The organism is Pseudomonas sp. GM84 (assembly GCF_000282535.1).
GTDB lineage: Bacteria > Pseudomonadota > Gammaproteobacteria > Pseudomonadales > Pseudomonadaceae > Aquipseudomonas.
In genome coordinates, this window is sequence record NZ_AKJC01000078.1 from 1 (window position 1) to 15523 (window position 15523).

General features: G+C 56.0%; 14 protein-coding genes and 1 pseudogene. 9 read left to right on the plus strand and 6 right to left on the minus strand.

Annotated elements, in window-relative coordinates; translation table 11 throughout:
* Positions 1 to 29: 29 nt before the first annotated feature.
* Together PMI38_RS05380 and PMI38_RS05385 are read right to left on the minus strand one after the other, a co-directional pair.
* Entirely contained in the window at positions 30 to 1169 is a 1140-nt protein-coding gene (locus tag PMI38_RS05380) for an MFS transporter (RefSeq protein WP_008091524.1), read from the minus strand.
* Between the two features lie 184 nt (positions 1170 to 1353).
* Positions 1354 to 2847 carry an aldehyde dehydrogenase gene (locus PMI38_RS05385; RefSeq protein ID WP_008091525.1) on the minus strand — a complete coding sequence of 498 codons (1494 nt, stop codon included), beginning with the start codon at positions 2845 to 2847 and terminating at the stop codon, positions 1354 to 1356.
* A gap of 196 nt (positions 2848 to 3043) precedes the next feature.
* Between PMI38_RS05385 and PMI38_RS05390 the strand changes: the two genes are divergently transcribed.
* Positions 3044 to 3403: a cupin domain-containing protein gene (locus tag PMI38_RS05390; RefSeq protein WP_008091526.1), complete on the plus strand. Its 360-nt coding sequence runs from the start codon at positions 3044 to 3046 to the stop codon at positions 3401 to 3403.
* A gap of 142 nt (positions 3404 to 3545) precedes the next feature.
* On the opposite strand, the gene rpmG is transcribed toward PMI38_RS05390, so the two are convergent.
* Both rpmG and rpmB read right to left on the minus strand, forming a co-directional pair.
* Entirely contained in the window at positions 3546 to 3701 is a 156-nt protein-coding gene (rpmG, locus tag PMI38_RS05395; protein ID WP_003253507.1) for a 50S ribosomal protein L33, read from the minus strand.
* A 10-nt stretch (positions 3702 to 3711) separates the two neighbouring features.
* Positions 3712 to 3948, minus strand: coding sequence for a 50S ribosomal protein L28 (gene rpmB, locus PMI38_RS26440; RefSeq protein WP_008091535.1), 237 nt, complete (start codon positions 3946 to 3948; stop codon positions 3712 to 3714).
* Positions 3949 to 4308: 360 nt separating this feature from the next.
* On the opposite strand from rpmB, the gene PMI38_RS05405 reads away from it, so the two are divergent.
* On the plus strand, positions 4309 to 5898 hold the full coding sequence (locus PMI38_RS05405; RefSeq protein WP_008091537.1) for an ABC transporter substrate-binding protein: 1590 nt from the start codon (positions 4309 to 4311) through the stop codon (positions 5896 to 5898).
* Between the two features lie 134 nt (positions 5899 to 6032).
* Here PMI38_RS05405 and PMI38_RS26445 read toward each other — a convergent pair.
* Positions 6033 to 6200 (minus strand): annotated as a pseudogene (locus PMI38_RS26445) (JAB domain-containing protein); the annotation flags it as partial.
* A gap of 43 nt (positions 6201 to 6243) precedes the next feature.
* Here PMI38_RS26445 and PMI38_RS26450 point away from each other — a divergent pair.
* From PMI38_RS26450 to PMI38_RS05430, 6 genes are all read left to right on the plus strand, one after another.
* On the plus strand, positions 6244 to 7440 hold the full coding sequence (locus PMI38_RS26450) for a tyrosine-type recombinase/integrase (protein WP_008091541.1): 1197 nt from the start codon (positions 6244 to 6246) through the stop codon (positions 7438 to 7440).
* Positions 7343 to 9040, plus strand: coding sequence for a site-specific integrase (locus tag PMI38_RS26455; RefSeq protein ID WP_238540169.1), 1698 nt, complete (start codon positions 7343 to 7345; stop codon positions 9038 to 9040). Before PMI38_RS26450 ends, PMI38_RS26455 begins: the two co-directional genes overlap by 98 nt.
* A complete protein-coding gene (locus PMI38_RS05410; RefSeq protein ID WP_008091545.1) occupies positions 9037 to 11439 on the plus strand; it encodes a hypothetical protein in 2403 nt (800 codons plus the stop codon). The genes PMI38_RS26455 and PMI38_RS05410 overlap by 4 nt, the downstream gene beginning before the upstream one ends.
* A complete protein-coding gene (locus tag PMI38_RS05415; protein ID WP_043273093.1) occupies positions 11436 to 11795 on the plus strand; it encodes a hypothetical protein in 360 nt (119 codons plus the stop codon). The genes PMI38_RS05410 and PMI38_RS05415 overlap by 4 nt, the downstream gene beginning before the upstream one ends.
* 514 nt (positions 11796 to 12309) lie before the next feature.
* Positions 12310 to 12630 carry a helix-turn-helix domain-containing protein gene (locus PMI38_RS05425; protein WP_008091547.1) on the plus strand — a complete coding sequence of 107 codons (321 nt, stop codon included), beginning with the start codon at positions 12310 to 12312 and terminating at the stop codon, positions 12628 to 12630.
* 252 nt (positions 12631 to 12882) lie between these two features.
* Positions 12883 to 13365, plus strand: a complete 483-nt coding sequence (locus PMI38_RS05430; protein WP_008091549.1) for a hypothetical protein — start codon at positions 12883 to 12885, stop codon at positions 13363 to 13365.
* A gap of 556 nt (positions 13366 to 13921) precedes the next feature.
* Here the strand turns inward: PMI38_RS05430 and PMI38_RS05435 are convergent.
* On the minus strand, positions 13922 to 14563 hold the full coding sequence (locus PMI38_RS05435) for a 4-carboxy-4-hydroxy-2-oxoadipate aldolase/oxaloacetate decarboxylase (protein ID WP_008091551.1): 642 nt from the start codon (positions 14561 to 14563) through the stop codon (positions 13922 to 13924).
* 252 nt (positions 14564 to 14815) lie between these two features.
* Between PMI38_RS05435 and PMI38_RS05440 the strand changes: the two genes are divergently transcribed.
* Positions 14816 to 15469 carry a GntR family transcriptional regulator gene (locus PMI38_RS05440; RefSeq protein ID WP_008091552.1) on the plus strand — a complete coding sequence of 218 codons (654 nt, stop codon included), beginning with the start codon at positions 14816 to 14818 and terminating at the stop codon, positions 15467 to 15469.
* Positions 15470 to 15523 lie beyond the last annotated feature (54 nt).

Genomic DNA, 15523 nt, shown 5'->3' on the forward strand with positions numbered 1-15523 from the left:
ATTGGGCCGCAACGCGGCCCCAAGATACTTCAGGCCGAAGCCGGCTCGAACGCCCCACGCCGGCGAGTCAGCAACACCAGCCCCGCCGCCCCCGCCGCCATCAGCCACAGCAGCGCATGCCCGCTGACCCACTGGCTCCCCGCCCCTGCCAGCAACGGCCCGAGCAAGCAGCCAATGCCCCACAGTTGCGCCACATGGGCGTTGGCGCGCACCAGCGCATCATCCCGGTAGCGTTCGCCGATCAGCACCAGCGACAAGGTGAACAAGCCACCGGCACTGGCCCCGAACAGCACCCACAACGGCCAGATCGCTGGCGTTTGCAACAGCAGCGGAATCGCCAGGCTGGAGCACAGCAAGGTCACCGCACAGCCGGTGAACAAGCTGCGCCGCGACATGCGGTCGGCCAGCGCGCCGATGGGCAATTGCAGCACAGCATCACCCACCACCACGGTGCTGACCATGAACAAGGCAATTTCGGTAGTGAAGCCTTGCTGCAGGCAGTACACCGGCAGCAAGGTGAGAATCATCGCCTCGAAGGCAGCGAACAAGGCGATTGCCCAGGCGATCACCGGCAGGCGTCGGCAGAAGCCGAACAAGTCACCGAAAGTCACGCTGCAGGCCTCGGTGCTGGGCGCACCACCGCGCCCGAGCAGCACCAAGGGGGCGCACAGCAACAGGCCGGTCGCGGCCCAGAAACCGAAATCGTCGTCGGAGCCGAGAAAACCCAGCACCAGCGGCCCAGCCAGCTGGCTCAGGGCGTAGCTGCTGCCATACAGCGCTACCAGACGACCGCGCCACTGCTCGACCACCAGTTGGTTGATCCAGCTTTCACCGAGAATGAACACCACGGTCAGCGACATGCCGATCAGAAGGCGCAGCGCCAGCCACAAGGGGTAGCTCGGCAGCAATGCCAGCAGGCCGATCGACAGGGCGCCGCCCCACAGGCACAGGCGCATCGCCGAGGGCACACCTACCCAGCCGGCCAGGCGGCTGGCCAGGCTGGCACCGAGCAGCACGCCCAGTGCCGGCATGGCGGCCATCACCCCGATGGCGAAGCTGCCATAGCCCCAGGCCTCCAGGCGCAGGGACACCAGCGGCATGCTCACCCCGAGCGCGAGCCCGACGCTCAACACCGATGCCAGTACGGCGAAGTAGGTACCCCAGCGCATTGCAGCCTCCCAGGCAGAATTCTTGAACAGCAGAAACGACAAAGCCGGGACGGTGAGAACCGGCCCGGCTGTGGCTGGGGCTGCTGGGCAGCCCATCGCTGGCAAGCCAGCTCCCACAGGGTTCAGTGAAGTCCTTGTGGGAGCTGGCTTGCCAGCGATTGGGCCGCGAAGCGGCCCCTCTGGATTACAGCTTGATCCAGGTCGCTTTCAGCTCGGTGTACTTCTCCAGCGCATGCAGCGACTTGTCACGGCCGTTGCCCGACTGCTTGAAGCCACCGAACGGTGCGGTCATGTCGCCGCCGTCGTACTGGTTGACCCAGACGCTGCCAGCACGCACGGCACGGGCAGTCTTGTGGGCCTTGGAAATGTCCGAAGTCCAGATGCCGGCTGCCAGGCCATACGGGGTGTCGTTGGCAATGGCGATGGCTTCTTCAGCGGTGTCGAAGGCGATCACCGACAGCACTGGGCCGAAGATTTCTTCCTGGGCGATCTTCATGGCGTTGGTCACGCCGTCGAAGATGGTCGGCTCGACGTAGGTACCGCCGGTCTCTTCCAGAGTACGCTTGCCACCGGCCACCAGCTTGGCGCCGTCCTGGTGACCCGCGTCGATGTACGACAGCACGGTGTTCATCTGCTGGGTGTCGACCAACGCACCGACGGTGGTCTGCGGGTCCAGCGGGTTGCCTGGCTTCCAGCCCTTGAGGGCCTCGATCACCATGGGCAGGAACTTGTCCTTGATCGAACGCTCGACCAGCAGGCGGGAACCGGCGGTGCAGACTTCGCCCTGGTTGAAGGCGATGGCGCTGGCGGCCGCTTCTGCTGCAGCTTGCAGGTCCGGGGCGTCGGCGAAGACGATGTTCGGGCTCTTGCCGCCGGCTTCCAGCCAGATGCGCTTCATGTTCGACTCGCCCGCATAAACCATCAGCTGCTTGGCGATCTTGGTGGAACCGGTGAACACCAGGGTGTCGACGTCCATGTGCAGGGCCAGGGCCTTGCCCACGGTGTGGCCGTAGCCTGGCAGCACGTTGAGCACGCCGGCCGGGATACCGGCTTCGATGGCCAGCTGGGCGATACGGATGGCGGTCAGCGGGGATTTTTCGGACGGCTTGAGCACCACCGAGTTACCGGTGGCCAGGGCCGGGCCGAGTTTCCAGCAGGACATCAGCAGCGGGAAGTTCCACGGTACGATAGCGCCGACCACACCCACCGCTTCGCGGGTAACCAGGCCGAGCTGGTCGTGCGGGGTCGGGGCGACTTCGTCGTAGACCTTGTCGATGGCTTCAGCGGTCCAGTGGATGGCATTGGCTGCGCCCGGCACGTCGATGGTCGACGAGTCGCCGATCGGCTTGCCCATGTCCAGGGTTTCCAGCAGGGCCAGCTCTTCGACGTTCTTGCGCAGCAGGTCGGCAAAACGGATCAGCTTGGCTTTGCGCTTGGCCGGAGCCAGTTGCGACCAGACACCGGAATCGAAAGTGGCGCGGGCGTTTTCCACGGCGCGGTTGGCGTCGGCCACGTCGCAGCTGGCGATCTTGGCCAGGAAGCGTCCGTCGACCGGGCTCAGGCAGTCGAAGGTTTCACCGGATGCGGCGTCGGTGTATTCGCCGTTGATGAAGGCACGCCCTTCGATCTTCAATTGCTGGGCACGTTGTTCCCAGTCTGCACGAGTCAGGGTGGTCATACGAAACTCCTCCTCTTGTTTAGGTGCAACGCCGCACTGAGGACTCACAGGCGTTGTCAGAATTCGGGCCGGGCGACACGCGCACACCGGCAAGCGATACCCTAAACCAGGCCGGGTAAACTATCAATATATTTGACACGAATGGCTCAAAAGCCTACTGATGTTCATTTTATTAAACAACAACAGGAGCCGCACCATGGATATCGCCAACATTATCGACTTCGCCCAGGTCCTTACCGAAGCCGAACGCTACCGCCCAGCGGCGGAAAAAATCCTCAAGGGCGAGCCGGACCAAGCGGTCTATAACCACTATTCCAGCCCGTGCGGGCAGTTCGCCGCAGGCGTGTGGGAAGGTGAAGTCGGGCAGTGGACGGTGAACTACACCGAGCACGAATACTGCGAGATCGTCCAGGGTGTTTCGGTGCTGCGCGATCAGGATGGCGGTGCGAAAACGCTGCGTGCCGGTGATCGGTTCGTCATCCCGGCCGGCTTCAAGGGCACCTGGGAAGTGCTGGAGCCTTGCCGCAAGATCTATGTGATGTTCGAGCAGAAATAAGCACTGGCAAGCCAGCTCCCACAGCCTCTATCGAGGGCATTGCTGTACCTGTGGGAGCCGGCTTGCCGGCGATGAGTCCCTCGCAGGCAAAAAAAAACCCGCTTCCTGAACGGAAGCGGGTTTTTTTCAGGTCGCCGATCAATTACTTGATCTTGGCTTCCTTGTACACCACGTGCTTGCGAACAACCGGATCATATTTCTTGATCTCGATTTTGTCCGGAGTGGTGCGCTTGTTCTTGTCGGTGGTGTAGAAGTGGCCGGTACCGGCACTCGAAACCAGACGGATCAATTCACGCATGATGTTCTCCTTAGACCTTGGCGCCAGCGCGACGGATGTCAACCAGAACGGCGTCGATGCCGCGCTTGTCGATGATACGCATGCCCTTGGCAGAAACGCGCAGACGCACGAAACGGTTCTCGGATTCAACCCAGAAACGGTGGTGCTGCAGGTTCGGCAGGAAACGACGACGGGTTTTGTTGTTTGCGTGGGAAATGTTGTTCCCGGTTACTGGACCCTTACCAGTAACTTGACAGACTCTCGACATGACTCAGCCCTCTAAAACCACATGCCCAACCCGGCATGGGTTGGCCGCTTAATCTCTCAGTCTTTGGCGCCAGGCGCCGTGATTCTGGAGGTCTTATCGACCGGATCCGCTGATGCGACAGGCCGAGCCCCTAGAAAAGAGCGCTGCTTTATACCAGAAAGACTACGCCACAACAACAGAATATGAGCATCTGCTTGCTGCAAATGGCGCGCGAGCAGCATAGCGACTAGTCCGGCGAACTGTCGACCGCTCGTCGCCGATCCACTGAAAAAGAGGGTGGCCATTTCCAACAGCGCGCACTAGGGTAGGACGTTTCCAGACTGCACTGGCAGATGGGCCACTGACAGCCAAGGAGTCACGATGCGTGCCGCCGCCCTTTCCTTATTGTTCACCTCTCTGCTTGCAGCCGGCCTCGCCCAGGCTGCACCGCTGAGCGTCTGCAGCGAAGCCAGCCCCGAGGGCTTCGATGTGGTCCAGTACAACTCGCTGACCACCACCAATGCCTCGGCCGACGTGCTGATGAACCGTCTGGTCGAGTTCGACGCGGCCCAGGGCAAGGTGGTTCCGAGCCTGGCACAGAGCTGGACAGTGTCGGCTGACGGCATGGTCTACGACTTCAAGCTGCGCGAAGGCGTCAAATTCCACACCACGCCCTACTTCAAGCCGTCTCGCGAGCTGAATGCCGACGACGTGCTGTTCAGCTTCCAGCGCATGCTCTACCCCGCCCACGCTTGGCACAAGACGGCCCCGGGCGGTTATCCACACGCCCAATCGCTGCAGCTGGGCAGCCTGATCAAATCGATCGAGGCGCCGGAGCCGAACAGCGTGCGCTTCACGCTGAGCCACGCCGACGCCACGTTCCTGGCCACCCTGAGCATGGGCTTCGCCTCGATCTACTCCGCCGAGTACGCCGACAACCTGCTCAAGGCCGGCACCCCGGAGAAGCTCAACAGCCAACCGATCGGCACTGGCCCGTTCGTCTTCCAGCGTTTCCAGAAGGACGCCGTGGTGCGCTACCGCGCCAACCCGGACTACTTCGACGGCAAGCCCGAGGTCGACCCGCTGATCTTCGCCATTACCCCCGATGCCAACGTGCGTCTGCAAAAGATCAAGCGCGGCGAATGCCAGGTGGCCCTGTCGCCCAAGCCCCTGGACATTGCCGAAGCCGGCAAGGACAGCAACCTCAAGGTCGCCAGCACCCCGGCCTTCATGACCGCCTTCGTCGCCATCAACAGCGAACACCCGCCGCTGGACAAACCCGAGGTGCGCCAGGCAATCAACCTGGCCTTCGACAAGCAGGCCTACCTCAAGGCCGTGTTCGAAGACACCGCCACCGCGGCCAATGGCCCCTACCCGCCCAACACCTGGAGCTACGCCAAGGACCTGCCCGGCTACCCGCTGGACGTGAACAAGGCCAAGGCGCTGCTGGCCAAGGCCGGCCTGCCGGAGGGCTTCAGCACCACGATCTGGACCCGCCCTTCGGGCAGCCTGCTCAACCCCAACCCGAGCCTTGGCGCACAGATGCTCCAGGCCGACCTGGGCAAGATCGGCATCAAGGCCGAGATCCGCGTGGTCGAGTGGGGCGAACTGATCCGCCGCGCCAAGGCCGGCGAGCATGACCTGCTGTTCATGGGCTGGGCCGGCGACAACGGCGACCCGGACAACTTCCTCAGCCCGCAGTTTTCCTGTGCGGCGGTCAAGTCGGGGACCAACTTCGCGCGCTTCTGTGACAGCCGGCTGGACCAGTTGATCAGTGCCGGGCGCACCACCAACGATCAGAGCGTGCGCAGCCGGCTGTACCAGCAGGCGCAGACCTTGATCCAGCAGCAGGCGCTGTGGGTGCCGCTGGCGCATCCGACGGCGGCGGCCTTGCTGCGGCAGGGGGTCGAGGGGTATCAGGTGAGCCCGTTTGGGCGGCTGGATTTGAGCAAGGTCTCGGTTAACCGCTGACTCCACGCCTGCAGGCCCGGCCAATCGCCGGCAAGCCGGCTCCCACACTGAGCTTGAGAACCGTGGGGAACCTGTGGGAGCCGGCTTGCCGGCGATCGGGCCGGTACCGACAGCACAAAGTGGCCAGTCATGCACTAGGCCACAATCCACCCCTGCTCGACCATCGACAGGGGCTCACCGTCGCCGATGATGATGTGATCGAGCACCCGCACATCGATCAGCCCCAACCCCCGCTTCAATGAGAGCGTCATGTGCACATCGTCCTGGCTGGGCTCGCTGTTACCCGAAGGGTGGTTGTGGCACTTATGGTATATGTTCGGAAACGTTGCAGATCTGGAGCTACCAATGCCAGACGTCCCTTTCTGCGAAATCCGAATGATCCGCACTGCCTCCAGCGGCCTCAGGCCATACCTGCTGGTGCAGGGGGTTCCAGTGATCCTAGCAAACCTCTGGGCGGAGGATTTGCTCCACAGATCGCGTCTCAATACCGTCGAAAATTACCTACGTGACATCGCTATCGCGTACGAGTGGGCTCTCAGCCGAGGTTCTCCACTGGAAGCGAAGCTTGAGCGCCTAGCGGTGTTCAGCTCAGCGGAACTGACATCGCTGGCCGAACGCCTCTGCTCCACCAAACGCGGTGCGGGTGCGAGCCAATCGACATGCACCCGACGACTCGAAGCTATCAAATCATTCATAGATTTCTCCTTCGAGCACTACGTTGAGCTCAATCGACTAGGCCTACTTGAGCAAAGCCAAGCAGAAAAAAACAAAGCCAAGAATCTGCGAAATCTTCAAAAAAAAATCACCAAGATTGCATATCAATCAGAACCGCCGCTACCTGCAACGCCACTTGACTCCGGGGGACAAGCCTTATTCAAAGGGGTGCTCAGTCCTGATGACTTTAGGAACCCATTCCACAGTAAGCAGATACAGGCACGCAATTACAGTCTGTTCTTGGTAATGCTTGAAACACTTGCCAGGCGTGGCGAAGTGGTACTCATAGAACTCGACGACGTTGACCTTGGCCCGTCACCTACAATACGCATCAAGCGCCCCAGCGATATCAACAGGGAGCGGAGACAGGACGGGGCTAGTCTCAAGACGCGCGGTCGGATAGTCCCCATAACCGCATCGGTAGCCGCGGTTTTGAACGAATACATTTCCGATCATCGCCCTAAACTGATTAAACCAAAAAGACCTTGTACAGCCCTATTCGTGAGTTCCCGTGATGGAAGGCGGCTATCTGCGCGAACCGTAAACACCATTCTTCGTACGGTTGCCGCCAGCCTCGGCCTGCCAAAATTTTCAACACGGATCCATCCGCACGGATTGAGGGCGACCGGAGCGAATATAGCTCGCAAAAAACTTGAAAAAAGCGGCGTCCCCAGCATTAATTTAAAAGATGCCCTGGCGTATCTGGGGGGATGGAGTCCGAACAGCGAAAGTGTTCAGCGCTACTCTCGGCAAGCCATATCTGACCGGCTCGGCGAAATCATCAGGAACTCCGACAGCTCACTTTATCGAGGCAATGAAGATGATTAAATTTTCGCCTGCCGAACTTGTAACCGAGATTGAATTCCGCTTCGGCATAGAGACTGATGCATTTCCTTTCGCAGTTAAATCTAGCTTTGGCCAGACAATAACCATTCACAACGATGATGCATGGATTGAAAAATTAACGGTGGAAATTGTCGGGTGTGCTCCGATAAGTATTGCGTGGAGCATGCCGCTACATTCCAATTTGTTAGTTGAGTGGCTACTCAGAGAGTGGTTCGTCGACAGAATCCAAACCCACATTGACCTTAGGCCTCTGATTGTCGTTCAGCGGCTTCTGGCCCCGCATAAATTCTCGGGGAATGACGCGGATACTATTGGCAATAAATTATCGACATTTGCTGTGCGTGAATGTACCCGATTAAAAGCAGCAAACTGCTATGAGGATCTAGTTGCTCTTCGAGCATTTTATCGATGGTGCTTGGACGATGAGGTCTCAGGCTTCAACGAACATGACGGGCTTGAACTTTCCCACCTTAAAGTAAAGGCGCTTGATAACAAGCATTTGGTCACGATGCGAGATGATGACTTTGGCCCTTTCACTCGGGCACAACTCGCGAACATTGAGATGAAGTTTGCCAACAATCCGCTCATCACTCATGCCCAACGCACGCTTTTTTTGCTCTGTCGCGACTGGGCTCTTCGCCCTATACAGTTGGCTTTAATGCAGGTTACTGACTTCGGGATTGATGAGGGCGGCCCCTTTGTAAAGGTGCCGAGTGTTAAAGGAATTAGACGCTCAAGGCTCAGGAGGCATCCGAGCAACCTGGTAAAGCGTTACATCGCCAACGATACTGCAGAGGCAGTAGAACTTCAGTGCACTTTAGCTGAGACCCAATGCCATGCCACATTGAAGGACATTAACGCAATATGTGCTAGGCATGGAATAAGCACTCCAGTGCTTCCTACACCGTTGTTTCCCTCCGCGTACAAAACCGAAAACCGCCTTTTACGCTTCCTAACCAACCCCAAGCTGACACCGTTCACATTACATCTCGATAACCATAGAATAAGTTATGCGCTAACATCTCTGACCTGGATACTCCAGTTACCAGACCCTCATCGGGCCATACAAAAATCAGAGCCATTCATGCGGATCACAGCGTACCGACTGCGCAGGACCAAGGCTACCTCAATGGTTCTTTCCGGTGCATCCCCTGAAGAAGTCGCTGAAGCTTTAGATCATTCTAACCTGAACTCTATAAAGCACTACTTCAACTACAACCTTGAGCTGCAAGAGTTTATAAATACGACTCACATGGCAAGCCCGGAGATCAATGCCGCTGTGCAAATGTGGTGCGGGAAATTTGTGGAAGAAATTTCTGACAGATCTTCGCTAAGACCAATAAGCGGACTAGGATCATGCAACTCTAAAGAACCGTGCCCTTACCACCCGACGGTCACTTGCTATGCATGTCCCAAATTCAGACCTAGCCGTCATGCTAATCATCAAGGGGCTTTAGCAGACATTACTAAATTCCAACAGATGCTCGGGAGCAATTCCACTGGCGCTATGGCCCAACAGGTCGAGGCAGCAATTCACGGTGCCAAGTCAGTAATCATCGCCGTGAAGGAGTTGAAAGAATGAGCATATCAATGATGGTCTTAGACGACCGATACAAACATGCAGAGCAACAATTTAATGACCTCAAGGCCAACGGATTAGTAGCAGGAGATTTCGAGGGCAAGGTATGGCAGTATCGATCGAGTAATATTCCCTTCACATCACTCGATCCTCTCAACAGGCGAAATCATGACCAACCCCCTCTCCCGTTAGTGATTGGCAAGCTCGCGCGCTGCTTTATAGTCAAAGAGATTCTGGCACATCCGTCAGCAGAGCTGATCATCGGCAGAATGGCCTCGATTAGGCATCTATCCGCAGTAATGGATAGCGAAAACATTGAGTGGAGCGACATAACGCGCAAAGTCTTCGACCGCACCGTAGACTCGATCAGTCATGGACGTTCAGACTCTACCATTTACCATAGAGCAAATGCCCTCAAGGCATTTGTTGATTTCCTCAACCAACTTAGCGCAATGGTCGATGGAGTACTGCTGCGATTCATCGATAGGTTTATCAAATGGCAAACTGGGATCCCCAACCCGACTCATAGTGCGCTTGAACTCACATCACGAGAGTTTCAGCAAAGAGAAGAAAATCTATACACTTCTGACTTGCACAAAGGGATTGCACAAGCCAGGTGGTTGATCAAGCAGAACCCACATCTGGAGCCAACTGCGGGCTTCGATAGAATTCGACTTGAGGCGACCTGCTTCGGAATGGCGCTCGGTTTGAGAGTTGGTGAGATCGCGAATCTTCCAAAGAATTGCCTTTTCCAGGATCCCAACACTCACACGACGTTCGTACGAGTGCCTGTAGAAAAAAACTGCATCCCCAACGCCGTACCCGTCGCAGACCTATGGAGCGCACCACTCACCGAAGCGTACGAGTACTTACTGGCTGCCAGCCAGGATGCTAGAGAGCGCGCTCTTGATATTGAAGCCACAGGTTTCTCGTTTATAGATAAAGCACTCGCAGCCTATCGCGGAGACCACCCGTTAGATCCCGGCGCGGTGGATCAACTCTCATCCCTGGGCCTGCCCGTAGAACATCACTACTTTGTTGAGGAGATATGTAAGTGCTTTCCCGTATCTCCAAAAGAGCTCTACAGTGGTGGGCGATTTTACAGCAGCAGCGTTGAACTCCCTAGAATAACGGCCGCTCGAATCGCAGTTTGGATAGATGAACGAATGCATCAATGGGATTGGTCTAACTTTCTCAATGAGTACAAAAAGAACTGTTATAGTGTATCCGTCATTGACATTGCAAAACACACAAAATCCTCCGAAGCGTCGGTAAAAAAGAGCAAGTGGTTTGTAGACCACCTGCGCACCTTTCTCAAGGGAATGGTTCACGACGGGCTTTTCAAGCCTGGAAACAAACCTTCACATGCGCAACTCTTCGACATCCGGAATGAGTGGGCAAGCATCAGAGAACTTATGTTATCTCAAAGAGGATTCGGGGCGGGAGTTCCATCTCTGGTCATAGATATCAGACTGCTCAAGCGCCTTTTAGAAGATAAATACAGATTTCACCTACGACGCCATTTTGAAGAACAATTTTCAATGCCTGATGATGGAGGTGAAGCATCCTATCATGCGAAGCACACTGCCAAAGGTTATCCTAGCAAGCTGAGTGACAACTTACTTGTGATCTGGGAAAACCAGTTTGACTCGATATCTGAGCTAGGGATCATCCCCCGCCCCCTATTTAGAGCCGATCTCTACAACTATCTCTCTTCGAACTCCTCGAAAAAAACAATCTTTCAGCGCCTTGACCTACGAGGGCAAGACGGGGAAATCTTTTCCATCACTCCTCATCAAATCCGTCGTTGGGTTACCACTGCAATTCTTCGTTCTGGTCCCTCTGAAACAGCTGTGGACCTATGGATGGGGCGAACCCCACGCCAAAGCCGTCAATATGACTACCGTACTGCCAAAGAGCGAGCAGAATATGTGAGATCTTTGTACCTGGCCGTTGACCCTCCTCAAGATTTTTTGGGCCGACTAGTAATCCGGTGGCGGGAGGAGTCAATCGCTGACGAACAAATCGAAGAGATGATCATCGAGAAGCTCAGCATTCTCAACCTAACGCCTTGGGGCGGGTGTACACGTGAGCTCTATATCAGTCCGTGCGACAGGGGCCTCATGTGTATCAGAGGCTTCGGTACAGATTCTGGATGTAAATCCTTTCACCTGAACCCTGATGATCTGGAAGCAAAGGCCGCTATCGAGAGCTTACACAGCGAGTACGAGAAAATTTTGAAGGCAATTTTTGACAATCAAACTGACATCACGTCTAGCATTGAGGCTGAACTCGATAATACTCATGCTTTCGATCAGCACGTTCTGTTTGTGATGGATATGGTTACGAGCTGCAAAACGGCCCTAGAATCGTACTCAAAAACTAAGAAGGCTTCGTCATGAAGCAAGAAAAAAAATGGAAGGACCACGTACGGTCTATTCTCGCCGAATATAAGGCCGGACGGGGTCAGGGACCGCTCACCCAAAATGGCCTTGCCCAGCAAGCGGGTGTTAGTCGTCAAACGCTCTGGAGAGATGAGGAAATCCGATTTTTATATACGGCAACTCAGATCCATCTTAAAGATGTCAAAAAGGTCGGGCGCAAAAGTATCGATGCCAGAATTTATTCTCTCGAAGCACAGCTACATAAAGCTCGGATGGAGAACAATCGGCTGATTCAGACGATCGTCAAAGCTGCTCAGTTAATGACAGAGGATGCAATTGATCCAAGACGGTACTTCGAAGATGCTACAAGCTGAGTAGCCCATTATTTTCGACGGAAAAGCTCCTTGGAAAAGCCATACTCACGGCATTCAGAGCTATTAGGCTGGTAGTACCGCCGGCCGCTTTGAACGGTGTAACACCTGTAGAGGCCATCCTCGCTTTCATGAATGACCTCCAGGTACTCCATTGACCACCCGCCGCTACCGTTCATCCACCCAGGGGTGACAATCTGCAGGGACAGCTCAGCAGCACCATCCAGAGTCATCCGTGTGAAATGCTCAAGGCCTCGCATGTCCTCCAAGAAAAAGACCTCGACACATGTGTCCTCCTCTCGTGATCTGGTAACTGTGATGTGGAGCCATGGCGATGAAAGCCGTTGCTCTACAAAATGCCAAGCCTGCTGATCCTCAGCGAGCCAAGCGTAGGAACGGTCCACCTCTGCCCATCGGTTGGTGATAAACATCCCGACCCCCTATCAAATGAACAGCATACATTGTAGTCATATACTGTTCGCTGGCGCCTCATCTTTCCTTTTGCGGAAGATGCAAAGTGGAATTGAGAAGCGCCTTCGGTAGGGTGTTGCAATGGATGCGGGTCAAGCAGAAGCTGACCCAAGAAGACTTTGCGAATGTGAGCAGCCGTACCTACATCAGCACACTGGAGAGAGGTCGGTACGTTCCGACCATCGAGAAGTTGGACACCATCGCGCCAGTGCTCGGGGTCCATCCGGTCACGCTACTGGTGGGTAGCTATGCCCTGAAGGAGAGCCGATCAGCGAAGGACCTCCTCGCTCAGATCGCTCAAGAAGCTGAACGCATGGGCCTTGAGGCCGCTTTGCCAGAACTGGGCAAGTCCACCCGCCAGAGCTGATACACCTTACACGCGGAGAACCGCTTTCCCCGACCCTGCCGGTAATCAGTGCCAGTCGTAGCCACAGACGTTCTGTTTTGAGATCGCCTTGATCCACGCTGGGGACCTCGAAGAAAACTTACTTTTTTTCCTCGTGGGCTTCTGGCACGCGCGTCGTGACGCGAAGCTGCCGTGTCACTCAGCGAGCAAGACGATTGACAACATGCCTCAAAACCATAATCTCAACGCCTCCATTCCCGGGGCACGTGTGCAATGAGCTGGACAGACATCACAGACAATGGACGCGTCTACAGCATGGCGCACCTACAGCCGTTCACACACGTCTTTCGGGTCGATGAGAGTGACATAACGATCCACTTTACATTTGGCTTTCACTGTTTCACGGACGAGAAAGGTGACGGCGGACTGATTTTCAACCGGGGCGAGCGGCGCAATTTTTCGCCCTCTCGATGGGAAGCGAGCAAGGACCTCCGGGGCTGGATCTGCGAGCGCATGCTGGACGCTCAGGTCACCCTGCATCTCAGCTCGAACCAACGCCGCTATTTCTGCCTGGACATCTACGACTACGCCCTGTTCTTTCAGATCACGAAGCCTGGCAACACCACCAATGAGCTTAAAGTCGTGATCATTTCGGCTTACCCCCTGGACCAGTGGGGGCGATCGATGATGCCCAAAGGCAAAAACCATAACCTTTCGTGGGTTCTGGGCCAGCGGGTCAAAGGTATCGTGCTCTGAAAGCAAAAAGCCCCTGGTGCCGAAGCGCCAGGGGCTTTTTGTGAATCTCATTAAAGGTCTACCTTTTCGCACCGTAGTGCTTATCCAGCCAAGGCTCGGAGAGGCTTTCGCCTCCGGATCGACACCCCTTGTTTCCAAGGTTCCAGTCTGTGCCGACGCCACAACTATAGCAAAAACGGTATCACAAGTGTCAACTTCTAGATGCGTACATCCTGTCGTAATGCGCTGCCCGAGCAGGGTAGAGCAGCAGGCCTCGATGAGCGTACGGGTATCAGTCATACGCCTTGGCAACCAGGGGCGGAAGCTACGCTTGAATCGCCCCTGGTATCCTAGACACCTCCAAGCCTCATAATGGGACCCAAATAGAGGTGCCATGAGGCGTCAGCGGTAGCTGTGAGTGTCTGCTATCGACCCATAGCGGACGTTCATTCAACCGATTGAGACATGGCCACGCGACCGGTGGATAGTAGTTTTCGGGCAAAATAAGTCATGAGTAGGTGCGCCTGGGAACCCTTGATGGGATCAAGTCGTGGTTGACCCCCAGGCGCATTGACAGTTACTTCATTCCAAGCCGTTCGAGCGTAGCTTCGAGCCCCAGTAGTTGAACGGTACTGATGCCGGCCTCGATGCCATGGCGAATGCCGTCCTCCTTGTCCTCGCGAGCCCTGCTCAGACTAATGACTTCCTCTACGCGATCTTTCTCTACGACTACGAGGCCGTCTCGGTCACCGACGATGATATCGCCAGGCCGGATATGCACGTTGCCGATGACGATGGGCACGTTCACTTTTCCAGGCTGGCATTTGTTCGTCCCCTTGATGCTCAACCCACGAGCAAAGGTAGGGAAACCCATTTCGATGATGGCGTCCGCATCTCGCACCGCGCCGTTCATCACCAGTCCTGCGATGCCGAGTTTTTGTGCGGCGAGGGTAAGCAGATCACCCCACGGGCCAGCTTCCATGAAGCCCTTGGCATCCACGACGAGCACATCCCCTGGCTTAGCCTTGGTCAAAGCGAAGTGAATCGCGAGGTTGTCGTCAGGGCGGCAGTCAACCGTCAGGGCCGGGCCGCATAGCCTCACAGTCGGATCAATCGGTTTGAAGCAGCTATCAAGCGCACCGGTCTGACCTTGGGCTTCATGAATAGTGGCTGAGCCGAGCTTCTTGAGGACTTCGATTTGTTCTTGTGGGATGGGCATGGCTGTATCCGTCTGGTTGGATCGGGCTCAAGCCTTGAGGACTGCTCGCTGATCAATGATCACGCTTCGCCGTTGCTTGAGCGGACACAGAAAGTGTCTGCAAATACAATAAAAGTACAATCATGGTTTATGCAAACAATTTCGGTACAAACGGTAGGGCCCGTTGCGATAATGAGCGCTATGCCGGTGCATCGGGCAAGGATTTCATGGTGCCTGCGGTAGTTCAGACAGACAGGAGAGAGAGCGGCAGATATGGCTAGTGAGCAAATCTACGAGACTTTGCGTAATCGCATCATTGCCGGTCAGTATGAGCCTGGGACTCAGTTGAAGGAGGAGCCTCTCAGTCGAGAGTTCGAGCTGAGCCGCACGCCTGTCCGTGCGTCCCTCAAGAGGCTTGTTGATGACGGATTGGCGGTCGTGGAGACCAATCGGGGTGTATTCGTTGCGGGATGGACGAAGTGGGACGTCGAAGAGATGTTCAGCTTGCGGGAACTGCTGGAACCGCACGCCGCCATGCTAGCTGCCATGCGGGCTACAGAGCAGGACGTACAAGCTCTCCATCGAATAAATGACGCAATGGCATCCGCTATCAAGCGGGGTGACGAGAACGTCCAGCTTGATGTCCAGGCGGCAAACAGGGAGTTTCATCATCAGTTGCTGGAGACTGCTCGCTCCCAACGATTGCGCTCCATGCTCCAGACCCTTATCGACATGCCTGTGATTACGCGGTCCTTTTTTCTCTACGCTGAAGCGGACTTCGCCCGAAGCCTGCAGCAGCACCTGGACATCACCTATGCGATCGAAATCGGAGACGGGGAGCTCGCCAAGCAGGCCATGACGACGCATATTCGGATGGCCTACCGGCGCTTCATGGCCCACCGATCGGGAAAAACAGGGCCCTCATAAAAAAAATACAATCCCAGTACAATCTGGTTTATAGTCGGCTCCATAAGAACAATT

Excerpts from the sequence above, each read along its gene's own strand:
- PMI38_RS05380 (WP_008091524.1), bottom strand. The coding sequence starts at position 1,169 with ATGCGCTGGGGTACCTACTTCGCCGTACTGGCATCGGTGTTGAGCGTC.
- PMI38_RS05385 (WP_008091525.1), bottom strand. The coding sequence starts at position 2,847 with ATGACCACCCTGACTCGTGCAGACTGGGAACAACGTGCCCAGCAATTG.
- PMI38_RS05390 (WP_008091526.1), top strand. The coding sequence starts at position 3,044 with ATGGATATCGCCAACATTATCGACTTCGCCCAGGTCCTTACCGAAGCC.
- rpmG (WP_003253507.1), bottom strand. The coding sequence starts at position 3,701 with ATGCGTGAATTGATCCGTCTGGTTTCGAGTGCCGGTACCGGCCACTTC.
- rpmB (WP_008091535.1), bottom strand. The coding sequence starts at position 3,948 with ATGTCGAGAGTCTGTCAAGTTACTGGTAAGGGTCCAGTAACCGGGAAC.
- PMI38_RS05405 (WP_008091537.1), top strand. The coding sequence starts at position 4,309 with ATGCGTGCCGCCGCCCTTTCCTTATTGTTCACCTCTCTGCTTGCAGCC.
- PMI38_RS26450 (WP_008091541.1), top strand. The coding sequence starts at position 6,244 with ATGCCAGACGTCCCTTTCTGCGAAATCCGAATGATCCGCACTGCCTCC.
- PMI38_RS05410 (WP_008091545.1), top strand. The coding sequence starts at position 9,037 with ATGAGCATATCAATGATGGTCTTAGACGACCGATACAAACATGCAGAG.
- PMI38_RS05415 (WP_043273093.1), top strand. The coding sequence starts at position 11,436 with ATGAAGCAAGAAAAAAAATGGAAGGACCACGTACGGTCTATTCTCGCC.
- PMI38_RS05430 (WP_008091549.1), top strand. The coding sequence starts at position 12,883 with ATGAGCTGGACAGACATCACAGACAATGGACGCGTCTACAGCATGGCG.
- PMI38_RS05435 (WP_008091551.1), bottom strand. The coding sequence starts at position 14,563 with ATGCCCATCCCACAAGAACAAATCGAAGTCCTCAAGAAGCTCGGCTCA.
- PMI38_RS05440 (WP_008091552.1), top strand. The coding sequence starts at position 14,816 with ATGGCTAGTGAGCAAATCTACGAGACTTTGCGTAATCGCATCATTGCC.